Origin of the sequence: Chryseobacterium limigenitum (assembly GCF_900114875.1) — a bacterium.
In the GTDB taxonomy this organism is placed as follows: Bacteria; Bacteroidota; Bacteroidia; order Flavobacteriales; family Weeksellaceae; genus Chryseobacterium; species Chryseobacterium limigenitum.
The window spans coordinates 194036-216320 of sequence record NZ_FPKW01000004.1; the positions used below are offsets into that span (position 1 = coordinate 194036).

At 39.1% G+C, this 22285-nt stretch carries 21 protein-coding genes; 14 read left to right on the top strand and 7 right to left on the bottom strand.

The window, feature by feature from the left end; all coding sequences use genetic code 11:
- Positions 1-15 precede the first annotated feature (15 nt).
- Positions 16-4305: an NACHT domain-containing protein gene (locus BT156_RS07505; RefSeq protein WP_072408755.1), complete on the bottom strand. Its 4290-nt coding sequence runs from the start codon at positions 4303-4305 to the stop codon at positions 16-18.
- Between the two features lie 186 nt (positions 4306-4491).
- Here BT156_RS07505 and BT156_RS07510 point away from each other — a divergent pair, with 186 nt between their 5' ends.
- From BT156_RS07510 to BT156_RS07560, 11 genes are read left to right on the top strand one after another with little or no spacing between them, the layout of a single operon-like run.
- The gene (locus BT156_RS07510; protein ID WP_072408757.1) at positions 4492-4797 is read left to right on the top strand and encodes a DUF4134 domain-containing protein; all 306 of its coding nucleotides are present in this window, start codon (positions 4492-4494) and stop codon (positions 4795-4797) included.
- A gap of 10 nt (positions 4798-4807) precedes the next feature.
- Complete coding sequence (locus BT156_RS07515; RefSeq protein ID WP_072408908.1) at positions 4808-5140, top strand: DUF4133 domain-containing protein; 333 nt, start codon at positions 4808-4810, stop codon at positions 5138-5140.
- Positions 5137-7644 carry a TraG family conjugative transposon ATPase gene (locus BT156_RS07520; protein WP_072408758.1) on the top strand — a complete coding sequence of 836 codons (2508 nt, stop codon included), beginning with the start codon at positions 5137-5139 and terminating at the stop codon, positions 7642-7644. Before BT156_RS07515 ends, BT156_RS07520 begins: the two co-directional genes overlap by 4 nt.
- Before the next feature lie 25 nt (positions 7645-7669).
- Positions 7670-8302, top strand: a complete 633-nt coding sequence (locus BT156_RS07525) for a DUF4141 domain-containing protein (RefSeq protein ID WP_072408760.1) — start codon at positions 7670-7672, stop codon at positions 8300-8302.
- Position 8303: 1 nt separating this feature from the next.
- Positions 8304-9296 carry a conjugative transposon protein TraJ gene (traJ, locus tag BT156_RS07530; RefSeq protein WP_072408762.1) on the top strand — a complete coding sequence of 331 codons (993 nt, stop codon included), beginning with the start codon at positions 8304-8306 and terminating at the stop codon, positions 9294-9296.
- Positions 9297-9308: 12 nt separating this feature from the next.
- The gene (gene traK / locus BT156_RS07535; RefSeq protein ID WP_072408764.1) at positions 9309-9932 is read left to right on the top strand and encodes a conjugative transposon protein TraK; all 624 of its coding nucleotides are present in this window, start codon (positions 9309-9311) and stop codon (positions 9930-9932) included.
- Between the two features lie 11 nt (positions 9933-9943).
- Positions 9944-10234 (top strand): hypothetical protein, encoded by a 291-nt coding sequence (locus tag BT156_RS07540; protein WP_083582312.1) that lies wholly within the window; start codon positions 9944-9946, stop codon positions 10232-10234.
- Positions 10218-11513 (top strand): conjugative transposon protein TraM, encoded by a 1296-nt coding sequence (gene traM / locus BT156_RS07545; RefSeq protein ID WP_072408766.1) that lies wholly within the window; start codon positions 10218-10220, stop codon positions 11511-11513. The genes BT156_RS07540 and traM overlap by 17 nt, the downstream gene beginning before the upstream one ends.
- 19 nt (positions 11514-11532) lie before the next feature.
- Positions 11533-12435, top strand: coding sequence for a conjugative transposon protein TraN (gene traN / locus BT156_RS07550; protein WP_083582318.1), 903 nt, complete (start codon positions 11533-11535; stop codon positions 12433-12435).
- A 1-nt stretch (position 12436) separates the two neighbouring features.
- A complete protein-coding gene (locus BT156_RS07555) occupies positions 12437-12997 on the top strand; it encodes a conjugal transfer protein TraO (RefSeq protein WP_072408767.1) in 561 nt (186 codons plus the stop codon).
- Positions 12998-13010: 13 nt separating this feature from the next.
- Positions 13011-13451 carry a TraQ conjugal transfer family protein gene (locus BT156_RS07560; protein ID WP_072408912.1) on the top strand — a complete coding sequence of 147 codons (441 nt, stop codon included), beginning with the start codon at positions 13011-13013 and terminating at the stop codon, positions 13449-13451.
- A 121-nt stretch (positions 13452-13572) separates the two neighbouring features.
- Here the strand turns inward: BT156_RS07560 and BT156_RS07565 are convergent, their stop codons facing one another.
- Positions 13573-13926 carry a winged helix-turn-helix transcriptional regulator gene (locus BT156_RS07565; RefSeq protein WP_072408769.1) on the bottom strand — a complete coding sequence of 118 codons (354 nt, stop codon included), beginning with the start codon at positions 13924-13926 and terminating at the stop codon, positions 13573-13575.
- Positions 13927-14098: 172 nt separating this feature from the next.
- Between BT156_RS07565 and BT156_RS07570 the strand changes: the two genes are divergently transcribed.
- Complete coding sequence (locus BT156_RS07570; protein ID WP_262484301.1) at positions 14099-15010, top strand: aldo/keto reductase; 912 nt, start codon at positions 14099-14101, stop codon at positions 15008-15010.
- Between the two features lie 332 nt (positions 15011-15342).
- Here BT156_RS07570 and BT156_RS07575 read toward each other — a convergent pair whose 3' ends face one another.
- From BT156_RS07575 to BT156_RS07585, 3 genes are all read right to left on the bottom strand, one after another.
- Entirely contained in the window at positions 15343-15786 is a 444-nt protein-coding gene (locus tag BT156_RS07575; protein WP_072408773.1) for a JAB domain-containing protein, read from the bottom strand.
- 61 nt (positions 15787-15847) lie between these two features.
- Positions 15848-16921 (bottom strand): DUF932 domain-containing protein, encoded by a 1074-nt coding sequence (locus tag BT156_RS07580; RefSeq protein WP_072408775.1) that lies wholly within the window; start codon positions 16919-16921, stop codon positions 15848-15850.
- Between the two features lie 42 nt (positions 16922-16963).
- On the bottom strand, positions 16964-17374 hold the full coding sequence (locus tag BT156_RS07585) for a single-stranded DNA-binding protein (protein ID WP_072408777.1): 411 nt from the start codon (positions 17372-17374) through the stop codon (positions 16964-16966).
- A 397-nt stretch (positions 17375-17771) separates the two neighbouring features.
- On the opposite strand from BT156_RS07585, the gene BT156_RS07590 reads away from it, so the two are divergent.
- Both BT156_RS07590 and BT156_RS07595 read left to right on the top strand, forming a co-directional pair.
- Complete coding sequence (locus tag BT156_RS07590) at positions 17772-18446, top strand: DNA-processing protein DprA (protein ID WP_072408779.1); 675 nt, start codon at positions 17772-17774, stop codon at positions 18444-18446.
- Positions 18436-19044 (top strand): type I phosphoribosyltransferase, encoded by a 609-nt coding sequence (locus BT156_RS07595; protein ID WP_083582313.1) that lies wholly within the window; start codon positions 18436-18438, stop codon positions 19042-19044. The genes BT156_RS07590 and BT156_RS07595 overlap by 11 nt, the downstream gene beginning before the upstream one ends.
- Before the next feature lie 613 nt (positions 19045-19657).
- Here the strand turns inward: BT156_RS07595 and istB are convergent.
- Together istB and istA are read right to left on the bottom strand one after the other, a co-directional pair.
- The gene (gene istB, locus BT156_RS07600; RefSeq protein WP_047378082.1) at positions 19658-20395 is read right to left on the bottom strand and encodes an IS21-like element helper ATPase IstB; all 738 of its coding nucleotides are present in this window, start codon (positions 20393-20395) and stop codon (positions 19658-19660) included.
- Positions 20396-20407: 12 nt separating this feature from the next.
- The gene (istA, locus tag BT156_RS07605; RefSeq protein ID WP_228430047.1) at positions 20408-21763 is read right to left on the bottom strand and encodes an IS21 family transposase; all 1356 of its coding nucleotides are present in this window, start codon (positions 21761-21763) and stop codon (positions 20408-20410) included.
- Positions 21764-22285: the final 522 nt, after the last annotated feature.

Below are 22285 nucleotides of genomic sequence, written 5' to 3' on the forward strand. Positions count from 1 at the left end.
TTATTCTTTCTTTCTTTATCTATTTTCTTCAATAAATGAGACTTGACTAAGATTTTGTGTATCGTCCAAATAAATTATATCCGAGATCTCTAAATTACCTACCCAATCTTTCCTGAAATCACCACCAAATATTAGTTTTTCTCCTAGTGACGACCAGATAATATCTAAATTATTTTTATTTAGAGCATCAATTAATTCTTTTTTTCTAACTATTAAGCTTGATATAGTGCCGCTGGAGCTGTTTGGGTCAAAACAAATAATTTCATTGTTATTATTTACAAAATATCCTTCTTGTTTTCCATATTCAAGGTCTAAAATATCGAACAATAGTTCTGTAGGTTTAAAAAATGAAATACGTTCGGATTTAGAAAAATCATATTCTTCGGACCAGCTATAATCAATTGCTGTTTTATATATTTTTCCTACATAAGTATGGGGTGGACCGGAACGATATAGATCAGTCCAAGAATCTGTAAAAAACTTATTTGCTTCAGACCAATAAAATTCCCTACTGAACAACTGATATCTCGTATCAACTTCGGTCAGTCCACTGCCTCGTATCGACCTGTTACTAAGGTAATCGATAATTTGTTGCTTTTCATCTTTCTGAACTATATGGCTACTAAGAAAATAATTAAATTTTTTCCGTGGTGTACTATACTCGTCATCATCTTCAGCTAAAGGGTCAATCCATTCCGGGGAAGATTCAAGTACCAGCCATTCAGTTCCGTCACTATCCGTAATGCTTATAATGTCTTGTAAATTAGGTATATCTTGCCTATCAAAAATCCACTCTGCGTTTGGAACTTCAGCAATTCTATAATTTACCGGGAACCACCAGAATTTCTTCCCTTTATTCTGAGGATTATCTTTCATCACAATAGTTGGATCTATATCTCGAATGTAGGGATACCATGGACCTTCATAGGAAAGTGCTTCAGCATCCTCTGAATAAGAATTTTCGAAAAATTCATAGTTGTCAGCAATAACAGCTAAAATTTCGTAAAAAGCAATCCATTGATATTTCTTGCCGATACGTTCATTTTTATGATCATGCCGACCGCTATTTTCAATATTAACATCAATCGGACCATGCTTATTTACATCGTAACCATATTTCTCAAATATCCATTTAACGGCTAAATTACTCCATTCATTTTCATCGACCCTCCAGTTTCTCATTGCACTTTGGAATACATATCTGCCAAAATCACCATAACTTCTGCTTCTTCCATATTCAGTTACCATCGAGTTTAAGATACGGTTTTGACTTCTGTAATGGTCTTTATAATCTTTATTTCCGTATTCAAATTCATAAAGATCAACTTCTTCATTCTCTGGAAAACTATCAGGCAAGAGACTTTTATAAGGTGGTTTAGTTACTTCGATGTCAAAAGCAAATTTATGCCCGCGAAAGGATGCATACTCAATTGTTTCTCTGGCATAATCTCGTAAAAGAATGTCTGGCGTAACGTTTTCTTCACTAAAGATGTTATCATAAATACATTCTGCTAAATCTTTTAGCGAATTCTTATCTTCTGTTCTGACGGCGCATCCTAAAGCTATCGCATAGATTCGTTGTGAAATGTAGGGATCGTTTACATCTTTGAATTTATTTAAAAGCTCTATTAAAACAGGAATTCTATTTTCAAGAAGACATACTAGAGCTTTTGTGGAAGCGTCGCGAAGAACCCTGTCCGAGCTCGCCAAAAACCAAATGACGGTTTGGCTAAGCAACTTTATGGATTCACTTGAAACGTGATTTTTCACATCATCATTCCAGGACCAATTAATGATACGCTTTATATGTGATGGCTTGTAATCACTGCCAGGGTATTTACCGTGAATGTATGGAAGCCACATGGCATCCCGTTTAGCCATCGAAAGTTTCCAAAGACTATTATAAAGATAATCAGCATTAAAATAATTTTTTGGGTTCGCTGAATTTTGCAGAATGATGCCTAGAAAATAGTTACCATAATGGTTATTACTTGAAGCAACTGTTATTAAATATTCCTTTGTTTGCTCTGTTATAGTGTTTGGCTGACGCCAAATAATACTGTCCATAGTTCCGTAAATAACAGAATGAAAATTTTTAGTATGTGGTGCAAGTTCAAAAAGCTCTTTGCCAGTAATTTCAGGAAGTTGGATGCATAATGCTTCGACAATTCCACGGTTATCATCAGTACTATCTTCAGTCTTAACTAATTCGAAAAGTTTCCTTGGCTCAAACCTTTTGCCTAATTTTTCGCTAAATTTTTTAAGACTTTTGACAAATTTAGAATCATCTAAAAATGCTTTCTTTGGTTTTTCTTTATTAAGAAATTTCTCAATAAAATTTTTAGCTATAAGATGATCACTAAACCTTTCATAGGAGATGTAAACACCATCGAAAGATGTTCCATTATTATAGTATAAATTTTTTGTCAAAACACCCTCAGAGATGATATCTTGAAAAAACTGAGATTTATTTTTGATCGCAGCGGTAATCTTATGGTTAGTAACAATGTGAAATGCGGTATCAAAGGTTAGATATGAATTATTAGCTTCCATAATCTCTTCTGCTATTTTTTGCACAATATTTTGTACAACCTTCAGTTCTAATGGAATGTCATATTTTTCGGATAGTTTTTCATTAATAGTTCCTAAGAAAAAATTAATAACTTCCGATATTCCTTCGTAACCAGGAGGGATTTCCTGTAAACCTTTCTTTTGAAGTCCTTCGCAGAATAATCTTAAAAACAACGGATTTGAAAATTCGGGGTGAAGTAGAGGAATACTTGGTTCCTTTATATTATAATTCTTAAAATATAACTTTGTTGCATCATATTCGTGATTAGCAAATCCATAATGATCCACTTTTAATGCAGATTTACTGCTATAAATAATAGAAGCAATAAGAAGTTTTTCGTAAGAAGATCTCACACTGAAAACTAAGCCTATACGTGGATATTTAGATACCGTGTTGATGAAACTATGAATATGATCTTTCCAGACATTCTTTCCTTCACCCTCATTAATAGCATCTATAAAAATCACAAGTCTAGAGTCTGTGGTTTCGGCTTTTGTGTTAAGTGCGCCTAATAGAATTTCTTTGGTACAATCTATTTGAAGTAGTTTTTTAACTTGTGTCCAAGGATCTTGGGTAGTAGAAAAATGCTGACCTAACAAAAGCAGAGAATATTGCTTACGCTTCTTTCTTCTATCGGCGATATCAGCTAATAAGTGAGATTTTCCTATTCCAGCTTCTCCTGACAGAATCATAACAGGTTTGTTAGCTAATATGAGGGTGGGATGTTCTAGAAAATCAATAGTATCATAGATTGCATCGCTAACTTTATTACAATAACTTACTTGTCTACCATATTTACTTGCCGGGCTTACATATTGTCCTTTTTCTTCTCTTTCGCGTTTGCTCTCATGATCAAGTTGATGAAAAACATATCGAAGATTATTACAGTGATCCATACATTCAGTTAGCTCCTGAATCATCTTGTCTGTATTGATTGGGGTTGAAGCTGTATAATCAATCGAATTAAAACGCTCTTTTATTGAAATAGATAAAGCTTCTATTTTTTCTAGAAGCTCTGTCGAATCTTCGTCTTTTTCGATGGATATGACATTCCGTAACGTTTTAGCCAAATTTCTGTAAACGTCAATAATTTGTTTTTTTAAGTAATTGTCTCTGGCAATACCATCAAAAATCTTAGATATCGGCAGATCTACATGATGTTCGGGAGTATAACGTTTGTCAAGGCTTAATTTACTTTCTTCTAACTTATCGTTAAACCACTTATCTGTAAATTCTTCTTTATTGAACCAAAAGTAAAATTTTCCTTGATTTTCCGGTTGACCTAAAAGATTTAATAGTTCAAAGCTTCCCCAATATTCAAATTCTACTGTACGACCTTGATCACTAGCTATTTTCTTCCACTGAGCTACTTTAGTGTTCCATTTGTCCATGAAAAAATTTTTATCCGGAATACGAGGATCCGCTCTGTCCAGTGGTACACATATAAAATATTTAACAAGTCTGGGATGTTTGTCCAGTGCGGTGGTAAATGATTTTGTTAATTGTGCCCATTGAGCATCATCCATTGATGTAAAATACTTAGCCTGCCAGCCATATTCATCACCATTATTAAGAACCCAGTAGGATTCAACGCCACCGTCAGGTGCAGCTACTCTAATAAATTTTTTTTGATTAGCAATTTTTTCATTTCGTGCTAATTGACAGACCAGTTCCTCAAAGCCATTTTTCACATCTCCACTAAGTGGTCTCAGGTTTAACCATTCTGTATTCATTGATATTGTTTTGTGACATAAAAATAAGTATTAAATATTACCCCTACTAGATTTTTTATTGATTGCGAAGTCTATCAAGGTAAAACTATTCCAAACGAGGTCATCTCTGTTTTTAGCAATTATTAGTCTACATCTTTGATTCAAGATCCTACGAAAGGATGATGTTTAATTAAAAAATATAATAAAATGGAAAAACAGAGAAAAAAACTACTGCTATTAGGTCTGACCTTTTTAGCATTTACGAGTGCCTTTGCCCAAGGCAATGGTACCGCAGGAATCAATGAGGCAACCCAAATGGTCACCTCATATTTTGAACCCGCCACCCAGCTGATCTATGCGATCGGAGCAGTCGTTGGGCTGATAGGTGGGGTCAAGGTCTACAATAAGTTCAGCAGTGGTGACCCCGACACCAGTAAGACCGCTGCAAGCTGGTTCGGAGCGTGTATTTTCCTGATCGTGGCAGCAACGATCCTTCGTTCATTCTTCCTTTAAAATGATGACTATGAATACCTATCATATCAACAAAGGCATCGGAAGGACGGTCGAGTTCAAAGGATTAAAAGCACAGTACCTGTTCATTTTTGCAGGGGGATTATTGGGAATACTCGTATTCGTTATGATTATGTATATGGCTGGCGTCAATACCTATCTCTGCCTTACGATTGGCGGAGCAAGTAGTGCCATACTAATCTGGCAGACCTTCTCGCTGAATGGAAAATACGGCGAGCACGGCTTGATGAAATTAGGCGCTAAAAAAAAGCATCCCAAATACATCATCAGTCGAAAATGCATCTATCGCTACCTGAAAATTAACCGTCAAAAAGTTTCTGCATGAGAAATACCTCCAAAGCCGCAACCCTGGAGAGTAAATTTCCACTGCTTGCGATAGAAAAAGAATGTATTATTTCAAAAGATGCGGATGTCACGGTTTGTTTCAAGGTCAGACTTCCAGAACTATTTACAGTGGCATCGGCAGAATATGAAGCGATGCATTCAGCTTGGTTTAAGGCCATCAAGACTCTGCCTGATTTTACGGTCGTCCACAAACAGGACTGGTTTATCAAAGAAAACTACAATCCTGATCTGTCCAGAGAAGACCAGAGCTTTTTGTCAAAATCCTTTGAAAGACATTTCAATGAGAGACCTTTTTTAAACCATTACTGTTACCTGTTCATCACGAAAACCAGTAAAGAACGAATGCGGATGCAGAGCAACTTTTCGTCCCTGTGCAAAGGAAAACTGATCCCAAAGGAGATCAAAGACAAAGAAGTGATCAGCCGCTTTATGGAAGCTGTCGACCAGTTTGAAAGAATTATGAATGACAGCGGTTATATTCATCTGGAACGGATGACTGAAGATGAAATCTCCGGAACCGAAAGCCAGTCAGGAATATTGGAGCAGTACCTGACCCTGTCAAGAGAAGCCAATCCATCGCTACAAGATATCAAACTAGGATCGGAAGAAATGCGCATCGGCAACAATCGGATCAGTATGCATACCTTATCGGATACGGATGATCTGCCAGGTACGGTCTCATCACACAGCCGATACGAAAAACTGAGTACCGACAGAAGTGACTGCCTGCTTTCATTTGCTTCTCCCGTTGGACTTCTGTTGAGCTGCAATCACATTTACAATCAATATCTATTCATTGATAACAGCGATGAAAACTTGACCAAGTTTGAAAAGTCCGCCAGAAACATGCATTCACTGGCAAGATACAGCAGGGCGAATCAGATCAACAAGGAATGGATCGAGAAATACCTCAACGAAGCGCACTCTTACGGTCTTCAATCCATCCGTGCCCATTTCAATATAATGTCGTGGTCGGACAATCCTTCTGAACTCAAACAACTTAAAAATGATACAGGCAGTGCTTTAGCCTTGATGGAATGCAAACCACGCCACAATACGACGGACACAGCAACCCTGTATTGGGCAGGGATTCCTGGAAATGCCGGTGACTTTCCAAGCGAGGAGAGCTTTTACACATTCATTGAACCGGCCTTGTGTTTCTTCACGGAGGAAACCAATTATCAGGATTCACCTTCACCCTTCGGGATCAAGATGGCTGACCGTCTGACCGGAAAACCCATACATCTGGATATTTCCGATCTCCCGATGAAGCAGGGGATCATTACCAATCGGAACAAATTTATTTTGGGACCTTCAGGAAGCGGTAAATCTTTTTTCACTAACCACATGGTGAGACAGTACTATGAGCAGGGTGCGCACGTACTGCTAGTCGATACCGGAAATTCTTACCAAGGATTGTGTGAGCTCATCAAGGGCAAGACAAAAGGGGAGGACGGCGTGTATTTTACCTATACAGAAGACAATCCGATCGCCTTCAATCCATTCTATACCGATGACGGTGTCTTTGATATTGAAAAAAGAGAAAGCATCAAGACCCTGATCCTCACACTATGGAAAAGGGATGATGAACCACCAAGCCGTTCAGAGGAAGTGGCCTTGTCCAATGCCGTGAGCGGCTATATTGAACAGATCAAACACAGTGGTAAATTTCCTTCATTCAACGGATTCTATGAGTACGTGAAAGATGACTATCAGAAAGTTCTGGAACAAAAGAAGGTCAGGGAAAAAGATTTTGATATTGCCAACTTTCTCAATGTGCTGGAGCCTTATTACAAAGGAGGGGAATACGACTACCTCTTGAATTCAGAAAAGCAGCTTGACCTTTTGTCCAAAAGATTCATCGTGTTTGAGATCGATGCCATCAAAGACCACAAGATCCTGTTCCCTATCGTGACCATCATCATAATGGAGGTCTTCATCAACAAGATGCGAAGGCTCAAGGGCATCAGAAAACTGATCCTCATTGAGGAAGCATGGAAAGCCATTGCCAAAGAAGGGATGGCAGAGTACATCAAATACCTGTTCAAGACGGTCAGGAAGTTTTTCGGGGAAGCCATAGTGGTGACCCAGGAAGTGGATGACATCATCCAGTCGCCGATCGTCAAAGAAAGCATTATCAATAATTCAGACTGCAAGATCCTATTGGATCAGCGCAAGTATATGAACAAGTTCGATGATATCCAGGCAATGTTGGGATTGACTGACAAAGAGAAATCTCAGGTGCTTTCGATCAATATGAACAACGATCCGAAAAGACTCTACAAGGAAGTCTGGATCGGATTGGGCGGAACGCACTCTGCCGTCTATGCCACTGAAGTTTCCACCGAAGAATATCTGGCATACACTACTGAAGAGACAGAGAAGATGGAGGTGATGAATCTCGCCTCTGAACTTGACGGCAATGTAGAGCATGCCATTAAGAGGATCTCTCTTAGGAGAATCAAATCTAGCAAAGACAATTAATTCAATCATTTAAAATTTTACAACAATGAAAAATTTCATCATCAAAACAGCAATGGTAGCCATTCTTGCTACCGCAACTTTTGCGAAGGCGCAATTCGTAGTGACCGATCCTGCTAACCTGGCGTCGGGCATTTTAAACTCTGCCAATGAAATTGTGCAGACCTCATCAACGGTTTCCAATGTCGTTAAAAATTTCAACGAAGTAAAGAAGGTCTATGAACAGGGAAAGGAATATTATGACAAACTGAAAGCCATCAACAATCTGGTCAAAGATGCCAGGAAAGTGCAGCAGACAGTGCTGATGGTCGGCGACGTATCAGAAATTTACGTTACCAATTTCAGTAAGATGCTCAACGATCCCAACTTCAACGCGCAGGAACTGACGGCGATCGCCAACGGCTATTCGGCGTTGCTTACGGAAAGTACAGAACTGCTGAAAGAACTGAAGGAGATCATCACGGCCAATGGACTTTCTTTAAATGACAAAGAAAGAATGGATGTGATCGACCGTGTATATAAGGAGGTCAAAGAGTATCATAATCTTGTCAGATACTACACGAACAAGAATATTTCTGTAAGCTACTTAAGAGCAAAAAAACAGAACAATATCCAAAGAGTGTTGAATCTATATGGTACTGCAAACCAAAAATACTGGTAAGATGGGACCGAGTAATTTACACGAAGTACTTCGTTCGGTCTATGATGAAATGATGCCGTTATGTGCAGACATGGCGGCTGTTGCAAAGGGCGTAGCAGGATTGGGTGCATTGTTCTATGTGGCCATCAAGGTATGGCAATCACTGAGCCGTGCCGAACCGATCGACCTTTTTCCGATGCTGAGACCCTTTGCTATCGGTATCTGTATTATGTTTTTCTCGACATTGGTACTGGGCAGTATCAATGGCGTGCTGAGCCCGATCGTTCAGGGAAGTCATTCGATGCTGGAGGATCAGGTTCTGGATCTGAACGACCTCCAGCATAAAAAAGATCTTCTGGAGCGGGAAGCCATGCTCAGAAATCCCGAAATGGCCTATCTGATATCGGATGAGGAATTCGATAAAAAGTTGGAAGAGCTGGGATGGTCCCCATCAGACCTGGTGACGATGTCCGGGATGTACATTGAAAGAGAAATGTTCGATATCAAGAAACAGATCAGGGATGGATTCCGCGAGTTTCTGGAGATCCTGTTTCAGTCAGCAGCTTTGGTCATTGATACGATCAGGACCTTTTTTCTCATCGTACTGTCCATATTGGGACCTATCGCCTTTGCCATTTCAGTATGGGATGGTTTTCAGAGTACACTGACCCAATGGCTCACCAGATACATCAGTGTCTATCTGTGGTTACCAGTTGCGGATATTTTCAGTTCGATCTTAGCCAAGATACAATCGCTCATTTTGGAACGGGATATTGAGATGCTGGCAGATCCGAACTTCATTCCTGATACTTCTAACACGGTTTACATCATCTATATGATCATCGGGATCATCGGATATTTTACGGTTCCAACCGTTACCGGATGGGTCATTCAAGCAGGAGGCGCCGGTAACTTTATGCGCAATGTCAACCAGACCGCCACAAAATCAGGAAATATTGCGGGAGCAGCAGCAGGCAGTGCAACAGGTAATATCTCAGGCAGATTATTAAAATAAAAATACGATCCAATGGAATTTAAAACTTTAAGAAATATAGAGAGCAGTTTCAAGCAGATCCGCTTATTTACATTCGTTTTTGCGGTGCTCTGTTTTGCCGTGGTAGGCGTGGTCGTTTTTAAGTCCTATCAGTTTGCAGAAGAACAGCGACAGAAGATCTACGTACTGGATAACGGCAAATCGCTGATGGTGGCTCTGTCACAGGATATGTCGATCAACAGGCCTGTAGAGGCCAGGGAGCATGTAAGGCGTTTTCACGAGTTGTTCTTTACAGTGGCGCCGGATAAAAATGCCATTGAAAGCAATGTTAAAAGAGCTTTCAATCTGGCAGACAAGTCTGCATTCGATTACTACAAAGACCTGCAGGAGAAAGGATATTACAACCGGATCATCTCAGGGAATATCCAGCAGAGGATAGAGGTTGACAGTGTTGTGGCAGATTTCAATAACTATCCTTACACCGTAAAGACCTTTGCAAGGCAGTACATTATCCGATCCAGCAATCTGACGATACGAAGTCTGATCACCAATTGTTCGCTAGTGAACTCCGTGCGGTCAGACAGCAATCCCCAGGGATTTACGATTGAAAAATTCAATGTGCTTGAAAATAAAGATGTTGAAACTGTTGAACGTTAAAAGTCAGAACAATGAAAAAAATAAAAGATAAAATAGAGCAGCATATTTTGCTTGCAGACAGAAAATGGAAAGCGCTCCCGGGGAAACGCCAGAGGTTTTTTACCAAGCTGTTTTTTGTCGGTTATGCCGTAGTTACCTTACTGGTTCTTATCAGCATTTTTATTTCAACCGGAAATAAAACCAATACGATGTCGATCAGTCATATTACGACCATTTCAGATCATACTGCTGTGGAAAGATCAGCAAAGGATAACAAAGTGGGCTCAACCATTAAAAAACAGACCGATGAAAGATCCAAATAAGATCAAGATCACTGAGAGCGAATCACCGCAATTAGAACACGAATCACAAGGACTTCAAAATTTGCAATGGGAGAGAATAAAGAAACCGCTGATCTATTTTTTAATGGCGGCGGTATGTGCAGGCTGTTTCTACCTCATCTTCAAGCCCAAGGACAATAAAATTGTTGATGAATCCGGATTTAATGCGGGAATACCACAGGCAAAGGACGATCAGCTGCAATCTGACAAACAGAAGGCTTATGAGCAGCAGCTGCTGGAGCAAAAGAATGAAGAGAAAAGAAATGCGATGACCACCTTGTCTGATTACTGGACTGACCAAAACAACCTAAACCAAAATTCTGATCAGACGTCATTGACTGCTAATCCGAATAGTTTGTCACAATCTAATCCGAGTGCAGTTAACAGCTATCGCAATGCGCAGCAGACACTAGGTTCCTTCTACAGCAGGGATGATCAGGAAGTGAATAATCTTAGGAAAGAAATATCCAGATTAAAGAATGAAGCTCTGCAGAACAATGCTGTTCCTGCAAGTCTTGGGGTCAATGACCAATTGGAGCTGATGGAAAAATCCTACCAAATGGCTGCGAAATACCTTCCCCAAAGTAATAAGCAGGAAGATCCTGTATCAAGAGAAGAGGATGTGAAGCAGCCTTCTGGAAATAAAGTACAGCTCACAGCAGTAAAATCAGCTCACTTAAATATTGTCTCTTCATTATACAGAGAGCCATCAGACAGTGCCTTTCTGGCTGGTCTGAATGATCATAGATTGTTTGGTACTCAGGATAAAACCAATGATTCAAAACAATCAAAAAATGCGATCAAAGGTCTTGTTCAAGAGTCAATGACGATGACCAATGAAAGTACATTATCGATAAGACTCTTGGAAAGTATGCTTCTGGCTCATACCAAAATTCCTGCAGGAACATTGCTTAAAGCGACAGGCAAATTTCAGGGTGGGAGACTGCAATTGAAAATTTCGTCGATAGAATATCGGGGCAGCATTTATCCTGTAGAGATCAATGTTCATGACAATGATGGTCAGCTCGGCTTATATGTTCCTTATTCACCGGAGCAAAATGCTGTGACCGACATTGTGGGCAGTATGGGGCAAACTTCTGGTACCAATATTATGATGACGCAGTCGGCAGGTCAGCAGATCGCGGCGGATTTAAGCAGAGGAGTGGTGCAGGGGTTGTCGGGTTATTTCCAGAAACGGGTCAGACAACAAAAAGTAAAGGTAAAAGCGGGCCATCTGGTTTTGCTTGTGCCAAAAAAATAATCCATTAAAAAACAATAAAATGAATAAAATAAAAAACCATTATCTATTGATGATCGTGTTTGTGCTCTTTTCAGGCAGATCACTGGCTCAGGATTCTATCTTTACAAATCTTCCATTAGAAGAGGCTAGATTACAGCCCTACAAAATGCAGGTCACCTACAATAAAACCTCGCACCTGCTTTTTCCTTCTCCAATCCGATATGTTGACTTGGGGAGTGATCTTCTAATTGCGAACAAAGCAGAACCTGTGGGGAATGTTCTTCGGATCAAATCGGCAGTCCGGGACTTCGAAGAAGAAACCAATTTTTCGGTGATCACCGAAGACGGAAAGTTCTACAGCTTCGATGTGTTTTACAGTTCATATCCTGATGCACTCAGCTATGACATTTTAAAGATGCAGAGAAGCAATGAGCGCCAGTATATTGCGGATGTCCTGTTTGAGGATCTCAAGGGAAGTTCGTCCTCCCTGACAGAGCTCATCTTGGAAAATCTATATGCAAAAAGCAGAAGAACCATCAAACACATCACTTCCAGAAGCTATGGGATCCAGTTTTCAGTCCGGGCACTGCACGTCAATGACAGCAAGTTCTTTTTCACCATGGAGGTTAAAAACAGCAGTAACGTGTCATACGAAATTGACCTGGTAAATTTCAAAATTATCGATAAAAAGAATTTAAAAAGAACGGTCGTTCAGGATAGACTCTTAGAGCCGGTTCGGATCCATTTTCCGGTGATGACGGCAATTCATCATTCTGACATTTTAGGAATTTACTTGTTAGATCAATTTACCCTTTTAAAGGATCAGGTCTTGGAAATTGAAATTCTGGAAAAGAATGGCGGAAGGCATCAGAAGGTTCAGCTTGAAAATACCGATCTGATCCATGCCAGGCTGATCAGCAGTTTAAACGTAAAAACAAAATAAGATGAATAGAATATTTTTAACAACCGCATTACTACTTACAATAAATATTCAATCATTTGCTCAGCAAATGATCCCTAAGCAAAAAGGATTCGAAATCTCATATTCAGTATTTCCACAATCTCCTGAAAAGCAAAATTACGTTTTAGGTGCAGGTGTTATTTCTTACACCAAAAACGGTAATTACCTCTTCGGATTGGCCGAATACAGCAGAAAGTATTACGAGTATGCCCATTACGATATCCCGATTGATACTTTCCTTTTCAATGGGGGTTACAGTCTCTATGTGTGGGGAGATCTGATGCGGAATGTCAACATCAATCTGGGTTTAGGAGGGCTTGTAGGTTATGAGCAGATCAATAGGGGAACTGAAATGATGTATGATGGCTCTATTATTAATGCAACCGAGAATTTCATCTATGGTGCAAATGGAAAACTGTCTATCGAAAGTTATCTGACAGACCACTGTGTTTTTTTGGTCAATGGGCAGCTGCGCTATTTGCAGAACAGTCAGCTCGGTGAGTTTCACGCTTTGTTTGGTTTCGGAATGCGATTTAATTTTTAAAAAAGCTTGTAAAATGAAAAATGTAATCAACAAAAAGATCTTGCAACTATATAAGTATTCAATGGCAATTTTCTTAATTAGTTTTGTTTTTAATTCCTGTCAGGACAACGATCTGGAAATTCAACAGGACTTTCCTTTTGAAGCCCAAATAATGCCTGTTCCTGGTAAAATAGCTGAGAATGAAACGGTAGAAATTCGCATTTCACTATTGACTTCTTCGAACTTTAGTGGAACAATGTACAGTGTTAGGTATTTTCAATATGAAGGAGCTGGTCAACTTCAATATTACAGCGACCCACCATATCTACCGAATGACGAGTATCCATTGAAGCAAAAACAATTCAGACTTTACTATACATCTAAAGCTTCCAAATCCCATCAGTTCAGTATTTGGATCAAAGATAGTTTTGGAAATGAAAGAAGAGTAGATTTTGAATTTGACAATGCATCTTAAAATTTTTCATTGACTTCCAGCGGCTTGGTCTTACACCAGGCCGTTTTTTGATGAGGAGACTAACTTAATATTAAAATTCTAGTGTCGATTAATTGCTCTTTTTCAAGAGATCAATTACTAATTATGGGTTGCTATCAATTAATTTCTCCAGTTCTTCACGGTGATCCTCACCCCATTGAGCAGTAGATTTAATTGTTGGAATTAATGATTTACCCAATTCGGTCAGTTCATATTCAACTTTTAGAGGACGTTCGTTATAGTTTATTTTAGTTAAGATTCCGTGATCCATCAACTGTTTTAATTGTGTATCTAATACTCGTCTGGATGCTTTCGGCATCTTACGCTGCAGTTGACCAGGACGCTTTATACCAGAATAGACACACCATATCAGACTGATCTTCCATTTTCCATTCATGATCTCCATAAAAAGGTGCAGTCCGCAATCCAGTGAAACCGGTATTTTTTTCTTGTACATTATCTATTAATATGATTCAAATGTAGGTAATAAAAAAATATTTCTGATATAGGTAAATTCAGCCGTACTTGTGTGTTATATCTGCTGCATTTAATTTTGTACAGTAATAATTAACAATATGAAATATAATTTATTTGGAACAAAAACGGGATTGTATGCAAGCGAAATAATCTTGGGCGCTGCCAGTTTTGGAACAAGAAGCGGGTATGGAACCGAGCCAGAAAATGCTAAAGAAATATTAACTGCATATGCAGATGCTGGAGGTAATTTTATAGACACATCCGATGCTTATCAATTGGGTCAATCAGAAGAGATCATAGGAGAATTTATAAAGGATCAACGCAGCAACTTTATTATTTGTACAAAATATACGCGAAGCAGTGAGGCCAATGCTTCTATCAGTAACTTTGGCAATCATCGCAAGGCAATGAGACAGGGGATAGAATCCAGTCTCAAAAGATTGAAAACCGATTATATTGATATCTATATGCCACATTACGATGATGGCATCACATCGATTGATGAAATCACAAGAGGTCTGGAAGATCTTGTAAGCAGTGGGAAAGTTTTATATACAGGACTGACAAATTTTCCAGCCTGGAAAGCTTCTGCGATTGCATCTTCTATAAAATTATCCGCCATACAAATTGAATATAATTTGCTACAACGCACTGCAGATAGAGAGTTTTTTGCGATGGCAAAACATTTTGGTCTCGGCACAATGATGTACTCTCCCTTAGCAGGAGGACAGCTTACAGGTAAATACAGAAAAGGAGAGACAGGCAGAATAAATCGCAATTCGAATGAAGATTATCAGGAAAATGAAACTGTAGAAAAAATTATTAACGAACTTTTTGTAATTGCAGCAGAACTGGAAGTTACACCAGGACAAGTGGCTTTAGCATGGGTATTATCAAAGGGTGGTTTCCCTTTGATCGGAGCTCGTAGTATTGATCATTTTAATGATGCTTTAAAGTCAACCACTATAAAATTGTCTGATGATCATATACAAAAATTGAATAGGCTAAGTGCAATTTCCTTAGGCTATCCTCACGACCTTCTTAAGAATGTTAGAGGATTTTAATCTTCACGTAAAATCATTGTCTTGGAGTGTTGACGCAGCTTTTATGATCATGTATTATATCACTTAGCAAATGTTTCGTCAAATTTTTTAGTACCAGGAAAATGTGTTAACAGTTACTAAATAGATTGATCATTTAATAAAACATTAAATCTACACAGGCTCACAACTTTTATGAAGCAGGGAGGTTTTGTGAGGCATAACATAAGAGTTGTATCCCTACTTTTTGCGAAAAGACGTTTCCGACCACCCGAAGGAATTGTCTTTTCGCCCAATTTTGAAAATACACGACAATAAAAATATTGCCGTGTATTTTGCTATTAATATGAATTCATTTATAAATGACCTTCGTCGGCAAATGATAAATGATCGGTTGATGTCAGAATGAAATGATCCAGTAATTTAAGGTTTAAAAATTCGGATGCACTTTTAATGCTCTGCGTAATTTTCAGATCATCGGCAGAAGGTTTCAAATTTCCGGATGGATGATTGTGTGCGAGTATCACAGCTGATGCGTTACAAAGCAGTGCCGCCTGCAAGATGATACGAACATCGACCACCGTAGAAGAAATTCCCGATTCAGAAATTTTCCTGATTCCTAAAACTTTGTGAGCCTGATTGAGATACAATGCAAAAAAAGATTCTCTGTAATCCATTTCTTCATGGTCGAAATGCTGACGGAATACATCAACGGCATCCCTTGAACTACCGACTACTTTTTCAGAATTTCCTTTTCTTGAATAGCTTAATTTTATCTCGTTGACAATATTATATTTCATAGGTATTGCTCTCGTACGGCAGAGACTTAAATTTCCCGTACATAACTTTTAAAATTTTTAATTAATTCATGATCAAGGTTTCTGCACCAGATCGGGCAAAACTTTCACATAGATCAAAAGCTTTTTGAGACTTTAACTGTGCAGTTCCTCCCAAGACGATGGACTGAAGTTTGGCTTCGTTATCCTTGTAACTTCTGACATTCTGAAAGTAACCTGTAACAGCATTGTAAGCACCAAACAAAGTTCCTTTTGTTGTCTCCATTTGTTGGCTTTCGCTGATCATCGCATAGGCAAAGGCATCATCAACGGTGTTTTTAAAAACTGTTGAAACGTCATCGAAATTTCCTTTCTGCAAATGGTTTAAAGTTTCTTTATTGGGGCAGAGTGCCAATTGGATCAGCTTTTTCATTTCATCATCACCGACCTTTATTTTTGCCCAATGATTAAACGTGCTTTCCAATTCAGTACTCAGTTTATTCGCTAATCCCATGACTTTGTGAGCATCTTCCAAACGCTGTTTTGCGCCTGCCGTGTGTCTGATCCGTACCACATTGCTCATATTTTTCAGAGAAGCATTTAGGGTATTTTGGCAAACAATGCGTACAGGGGTAAATGCGGCGGTGATGCTTCCGCTCCCATCGTGGGAGGTGGTTAGGAAAATATATTTTTCCGTAATATCGTCACCATTTCCAACACGGATATAGTCGGGTAATTTGGCGGTGATAAAAATTCGCTCTCCATTTCCTAAAGCTCCTGCAGTCTCGTACAAGATATCTTTTCCACCACCTACAATTGAATCAAAAAATGAAAAGGCTTCACGGTTTTGTACGATATGGTAATCTTTTCCCACGACACCTAAAACGGTGTTGTTATCCGTTCGGACATTGGCAAAATAGTTCGGGACTTCCAATTCTGAATCGATCATTTCTATTCCGTTGGTACTTTCGATAATTCCTGCACCTTTTGTAAAAAGGGGTAACTTTTCGACCTCGTAGTCAAGTCCTGCAAATTTGATGGCTTCTTCACTTGTCGGGTATTCCTCTACGACCTGCCCCAAGTTGTGCCATGCTTTTTCCTTTACGCTGAAAAATGAATATTTTCCTGTTCTGTTGTTGAAATTTAAATTATGTGCCATGACATTGATGTTTTGATTGTTAGAAAATTATATTTGATTGTTTTAAAATGGGAGATCGTCATCCTTGTCACTGTCGTTGGATCTAGAATTAGAAATTTCCTTCTTATCTTTTTTATTCGATTCAGTAAACTTGTTTTCAGTTCGTTTACTACTGCTGTGAACCTTGATCTGTGAGGTGTGGAAATTCAATCCTGCATGAGGTTCTCCGTCTTTTCCTAACCATGCAGAGGTGTAGGCTCTCCCGCTTAATTCTACCAAAGTGCCTTTAGTTAAAAAGTCCGCTACTTTTGGAGAGATCCAATAGGCGCATTCGAAATACGTGGTCTGTTCGATCCGTTCGCCTTGCTTGTTGCGATAGTTGTCGTTTGTAGCAATTGAAAAATTAACTACCTTTTTTTCATTTGGCAAGTTGCGCACTTCCGCATCCCTTGTCAGTCTTCCGATAATGTTCATAACCGTAGGTTTTTAAAGATTGTACATTTTGATTTGTTCTCAATCTCTTCTCCGTCCTTTCTCTGAAAGCCCTTTGGGCTTCGCTGAATATTTTTCAAAAGAAAAACCGGAAAAAAGAAAGCAGATAATCTTAGCGGGCAAAGGGGAAAGCTAAAAGGAAACGGAATAATTGGAGGGTACCTTCAGGGAGGAAACCGTTTATGCCGTAGTCTTTTGGCTGGGTGAAGAAATGGATGACCGATATACCTTAGCTGCCTTTTTACCGGTTTATTATGAGAAATATGACTTCTCTTTAAATTATTGTAGTACTACTTTACGTGATCAATAATATTTTTCAATTTGTATTTATAGGGTAAAAAAACTATATTTACATTATTCATTTAAATCTTGAGTTCCTATGCAGATCAGTGCTTTTAACGAATATTACGATAAGCTGACCACCGTTGAGAAGAAAAACAGTCCCAAAGAGTTATTTTACAAAGGGGACTTTTCGTTATTGGAAAATGGAAGAAGGGTAGCGGTCGTTGGTTCCAGGAAGGTTTCTGAACTAGGTATAAGAAGAGCAAGGAAAATCGCAAAGCTGTTGGTGCAAAATGATATCACTGTCGTTAGCGGTTTAGCTGAAGGTGTCGATTCGATCGCACACAGAACTGCCATTGAATTTGATGGTCGCACCATCGGAGTTATCGGAACACCTCTTGATAAATATTTCCCTGCTGAAAATAAAGACCTTCAGGATTTCATTGCTGAAAATCATCTGCTGATCTCGCAGTTTCCGGAAAACTATCCCGTAACACCAAAAAGTTTCCCGATAAGAAACCGAACAATGGCATTGATAAGTGATGCGACGATCATCATTGAGGCAAGTGAGAAAAGTGGCACAAAACATCAAGGTTGGGAAGCGCTTCGTCTAGGCAGACAACTGCTCATCATGGAAAATGTCCTTAATGAAAAAATTTCTTGGGCAGAAGAAATGCTAAGCTATGGTGCACAGGTACTGACCAATGATAACTTTGAATTTTTAATTGAAAGTATTCCCTATTTAACAACAAAGAAAGAGTATGTCTTTTGAGTTCCTTACATTCTTGGCCTATTCTCCAAGAGGTAAGGCCGAGATTGAAATTTCTTCAAGGACGGTTGCCGGTTCCTGTAAAAACGGAGATGTAAGCTTCAGTACGAGATTAAGCCAGAGAATAAAAGAAGCCGATCTATCGGAATATTTTGCAAACTCAGCTTTAGTCCCGGTACCAAGAAGTACACCTTTGGTTGAAGGAGCTGTTTTTCCTGCAAGGATCATTTGTGAAACATTTGTCAGTAATGGATTGGGCGAAAGTGTAGCCGATTGTCTTAAACGCAAGTATGCAATCCCCAAATCAAGTGGCCAATTTCACGCAGAAACCAGAAATACGGTGCAGGCACATCAAGACAGTTTAGTAATAACTCCGGTATTGATTACAGAACCAACCATTATTGTGGTTGACGATATTCTGACATTAGGTAGAACATCCATGGCCTCGGCATTAGAACTTCAGAAAGTTTATCCTAATAAAGAGATCAAAATATTCTGTGCTATTCGAACCAGAGGTTGGAAAGATTTAAAAAATATAATTGATATTAGTGGAGGATGTATGAATCCTGCTGGTAACGGTGGTGTTCAGTTACCAGACTAACAACGAAATCATAAATTAATTCTTATCTCGATTCTCAACAATTGCTCAATCTATGAACTGATTTACCAATTTAATTGTGAACGTAAGCAGTGTCGCTTATTTTAATTAAACCTCTGACAGCTTCAAAATCTTCTAAGTGTATAACAACAAGAATTATTTAAAATCGTAATATATAAGAAGTTTGACTGGATGACGGCCGTCTTCGAATTCAATTTTTTTCTAAAATGCGTTGCGATGTATTTTTAGAGGTAAAGATTTTCGTTTCTGATCCAATGTTGAATAATTCTATCAATTTTATAATTATTTCTTTCAGTATTATCTTGAATGAATAATGATGTCATATCCATCGTTCAATAAATATTGGAAATATAAAAAAGTATTCTAGACTTATGTGAAAATGCTAGGAAGAGTAACTGTTTGAAATATGATAACAATAACTCGTAAATTTAAACAATAATATTGTTTACATAAACTAAGTGTAAATTCCAGTGATATTGACCACCCAATTTCAATTCAAAGTGACCAGGTAATTTCGGTTTAAATTGACCACCCTTAATTTTGATAAAAACTCTTGCTTTTCATGTGTCAATTAATATTCAAATATAATAATTAATTACTCCCTGTTAACTCCTCTCTTCTTTCTCATAGATTCCCCCTGGAGTTCTAGTCGGTGAGACTGATGGATAAGTCTGTCCAGAATAGCATCAGCGATGGTCTTTTCACCAATAATATCATACCATCCCTGCACCGGGATCTGCGATGTTACAATGATGGATCCGTTATTGTGACGGTCTTCTATGATCTCCAACAGGGTTATCCTGTTGGCACTGTCCAAAGCCTGAAGACCAAAATCATCAAGGATGATCACATCCTGTCTTTGTATTTTTGCTAGTTCCCGCAGGTATGATCCGTCTGCTTTTGCCATTTTTAATTTGGCAAACAGCTTGGAAGTATTAAAATAGTTGACCTTGAAGCCTTCGATACAGGCTTGATAACCCAACGCAGTTCCCAGATAACTTTTACCCACGCCTGTACTTCCTGTGATCAGGATATTCTCATTTTTCTCTACGAACTCACATCCTGCAAGACGCATTACCAGATTACGGTCGAGATTGCGGGTGTCATCGAAGTTGACACTTTCAATACTGGATTTGTAGTGGAACTTAGCATTTTTAATGCTTCGCTCTATGCGCCTGTTGTGCCTCTCATCCCATTCGGCATCGATGAGCATCGATATAAACTGGTCGAGGGTATAATGGTCTGTCCTTCCGCTTTCAATAGCGGTCTTAAAGGCATTGTGCATGCCGTAAAGCTTCATTTGCTTCATTTTGCTCACTGTCGGTTCGTTCATAACTGTTGATATTTAATGATAATATTGTTTTCCTCTGATGTTGCCGTGATCAGGCAGTTCCTGCTCCTTTTCTTCTTTTTCCGGATCGATCATCTGATCCAGATTGTTCTCCAATATCTTCTGTACGGTCTTAAAGCTGTAGATCTTAAAATCCAATGCCCGTTTACAGGCATTTATCAATCGCTCTCTTCCTACTTTCTTTTCGAAGTTCAGGATTCCCAGGCAGCTTTTGTAAGCTTGCTCGGGATGATTCCGACTGTCGATAATTTGGAGGATATATTCTCCCACTGCAGTATCAATACTGTTTGCCCAATCGATAAAGCGGGCAGCACTCCATCCGGCCACGAACTGGTGGGTGCTGGCTAAATGTTCTGTAATGGTCGTGTAGACATAAGGCTTGTAATTGCGTCTGTGCATCGCGATCCTGTTGTATTTATAGTAGATCTCCACAGTGGAAGATGTGTATAGGATCTTGATCTTTTTCTTGATATACTGGTACGGAACACTGTAGTAGTTCTTATCCCGGCTCAACTGTACGTGCCCGTTCTGCATCACTGTTGCAAAGGATTGGTACCTGATCTCAAAACGACGCTCAGGCAGTGGGCGCAGCTGCTGCTTCTCGTCCTCTAAGAACAGCTCGTAGCGGGAGTAAGGGCGTCCTGTGAGCTTGCGTTTGTTATGAGAGTCCAACAGATCCCAGATCTCACTATTTAGTTCATCCAGGCCGCAGGATCCCTGTTGAAGGTTGGCGTAGATCCTTCTGTACAGGATCTTGACCGCTCCCTCTACCAAGGATTTATCCCTCGGTTTGTAAGCCCTGGCAGGCAAGATGGTCGTTTCATAATGTTCGGCCAGATCGGCCAGGGTCTCGTTGATGGTGGGTTCAAAACGGCTGCTTTTGATCACTGCGGATTTTAAATTATCAGGAACGATCGCTGCCGGTGTGCCTTCAAAAAAGCGGATGGCATTTTCTACAGAACGTACAAAATCTTCCTTCTGCTGGCTCATAGAGGCTTCAGCATACGTGTACTGGCTTGCTCCCAGAATAGCTACAAAAAACTGAACTTCTTTAAGCTCCCCGCTTTCCTTATCAATAATGGAGAGTGTTTTCCCTGCATAATCGACATACATCTTATCACCGGATTTGTGATTCATATGCATCACCGGGTTCACACGCTTGCCCCAGATCTTGTAATGATGCCGGAACTGTGAACTCTGAAAACCATCAGGATACAGTACAAGATACTGCTCCCACATATGATTTACCGTGACACCTACCTTTTTGAGCTCACGTTCCATCTTGGGAAAAAAATCGTACAGGGATTGTAGTTTGGGGCTGATGGACTGGACGGTGGTATTGGAAAACAAAAGTTCCAGCTCGGCGTCTGTCTTGGCATTGATCGCATCAAGGTTTAAGCCCAGGATCTCATATAATGAGATGTATTTTTTACGGTATTTCTGGAAAGGGATAAATAGCTGCTTATAAATAACTTGCTCTTTCCAGTACTGTAGAATTTTATGACTTTTCTAATCTTACTCATGTCTGTTATTTTATTTGCCATAATCCGCTTTTTTTAACGAATGTATGACGCTAACATCATGAAAAAATCAAGTCGTTTTTATCTCAAATATAACCCAGATAACAGGTGGTCATTTTGGACCGGAAAGTGGTGGTCACTTTGCTCCGAAATCAGTGGTCAATTTACTCCGAAATTAGGTGGTCAATTTGACCGTCTTTTCCAATTTAAAGCCAAACAGCGCTTGATAATAATAAGTTATCAGGCGTTTACTTTTTTAATTCATACATCTCTTCATTCAAAATTTTAAAAAATCGTCAAAAATATCAACACTTCAGTAGTTGATATAATGTGAATGTATCTTCAGTTCTAA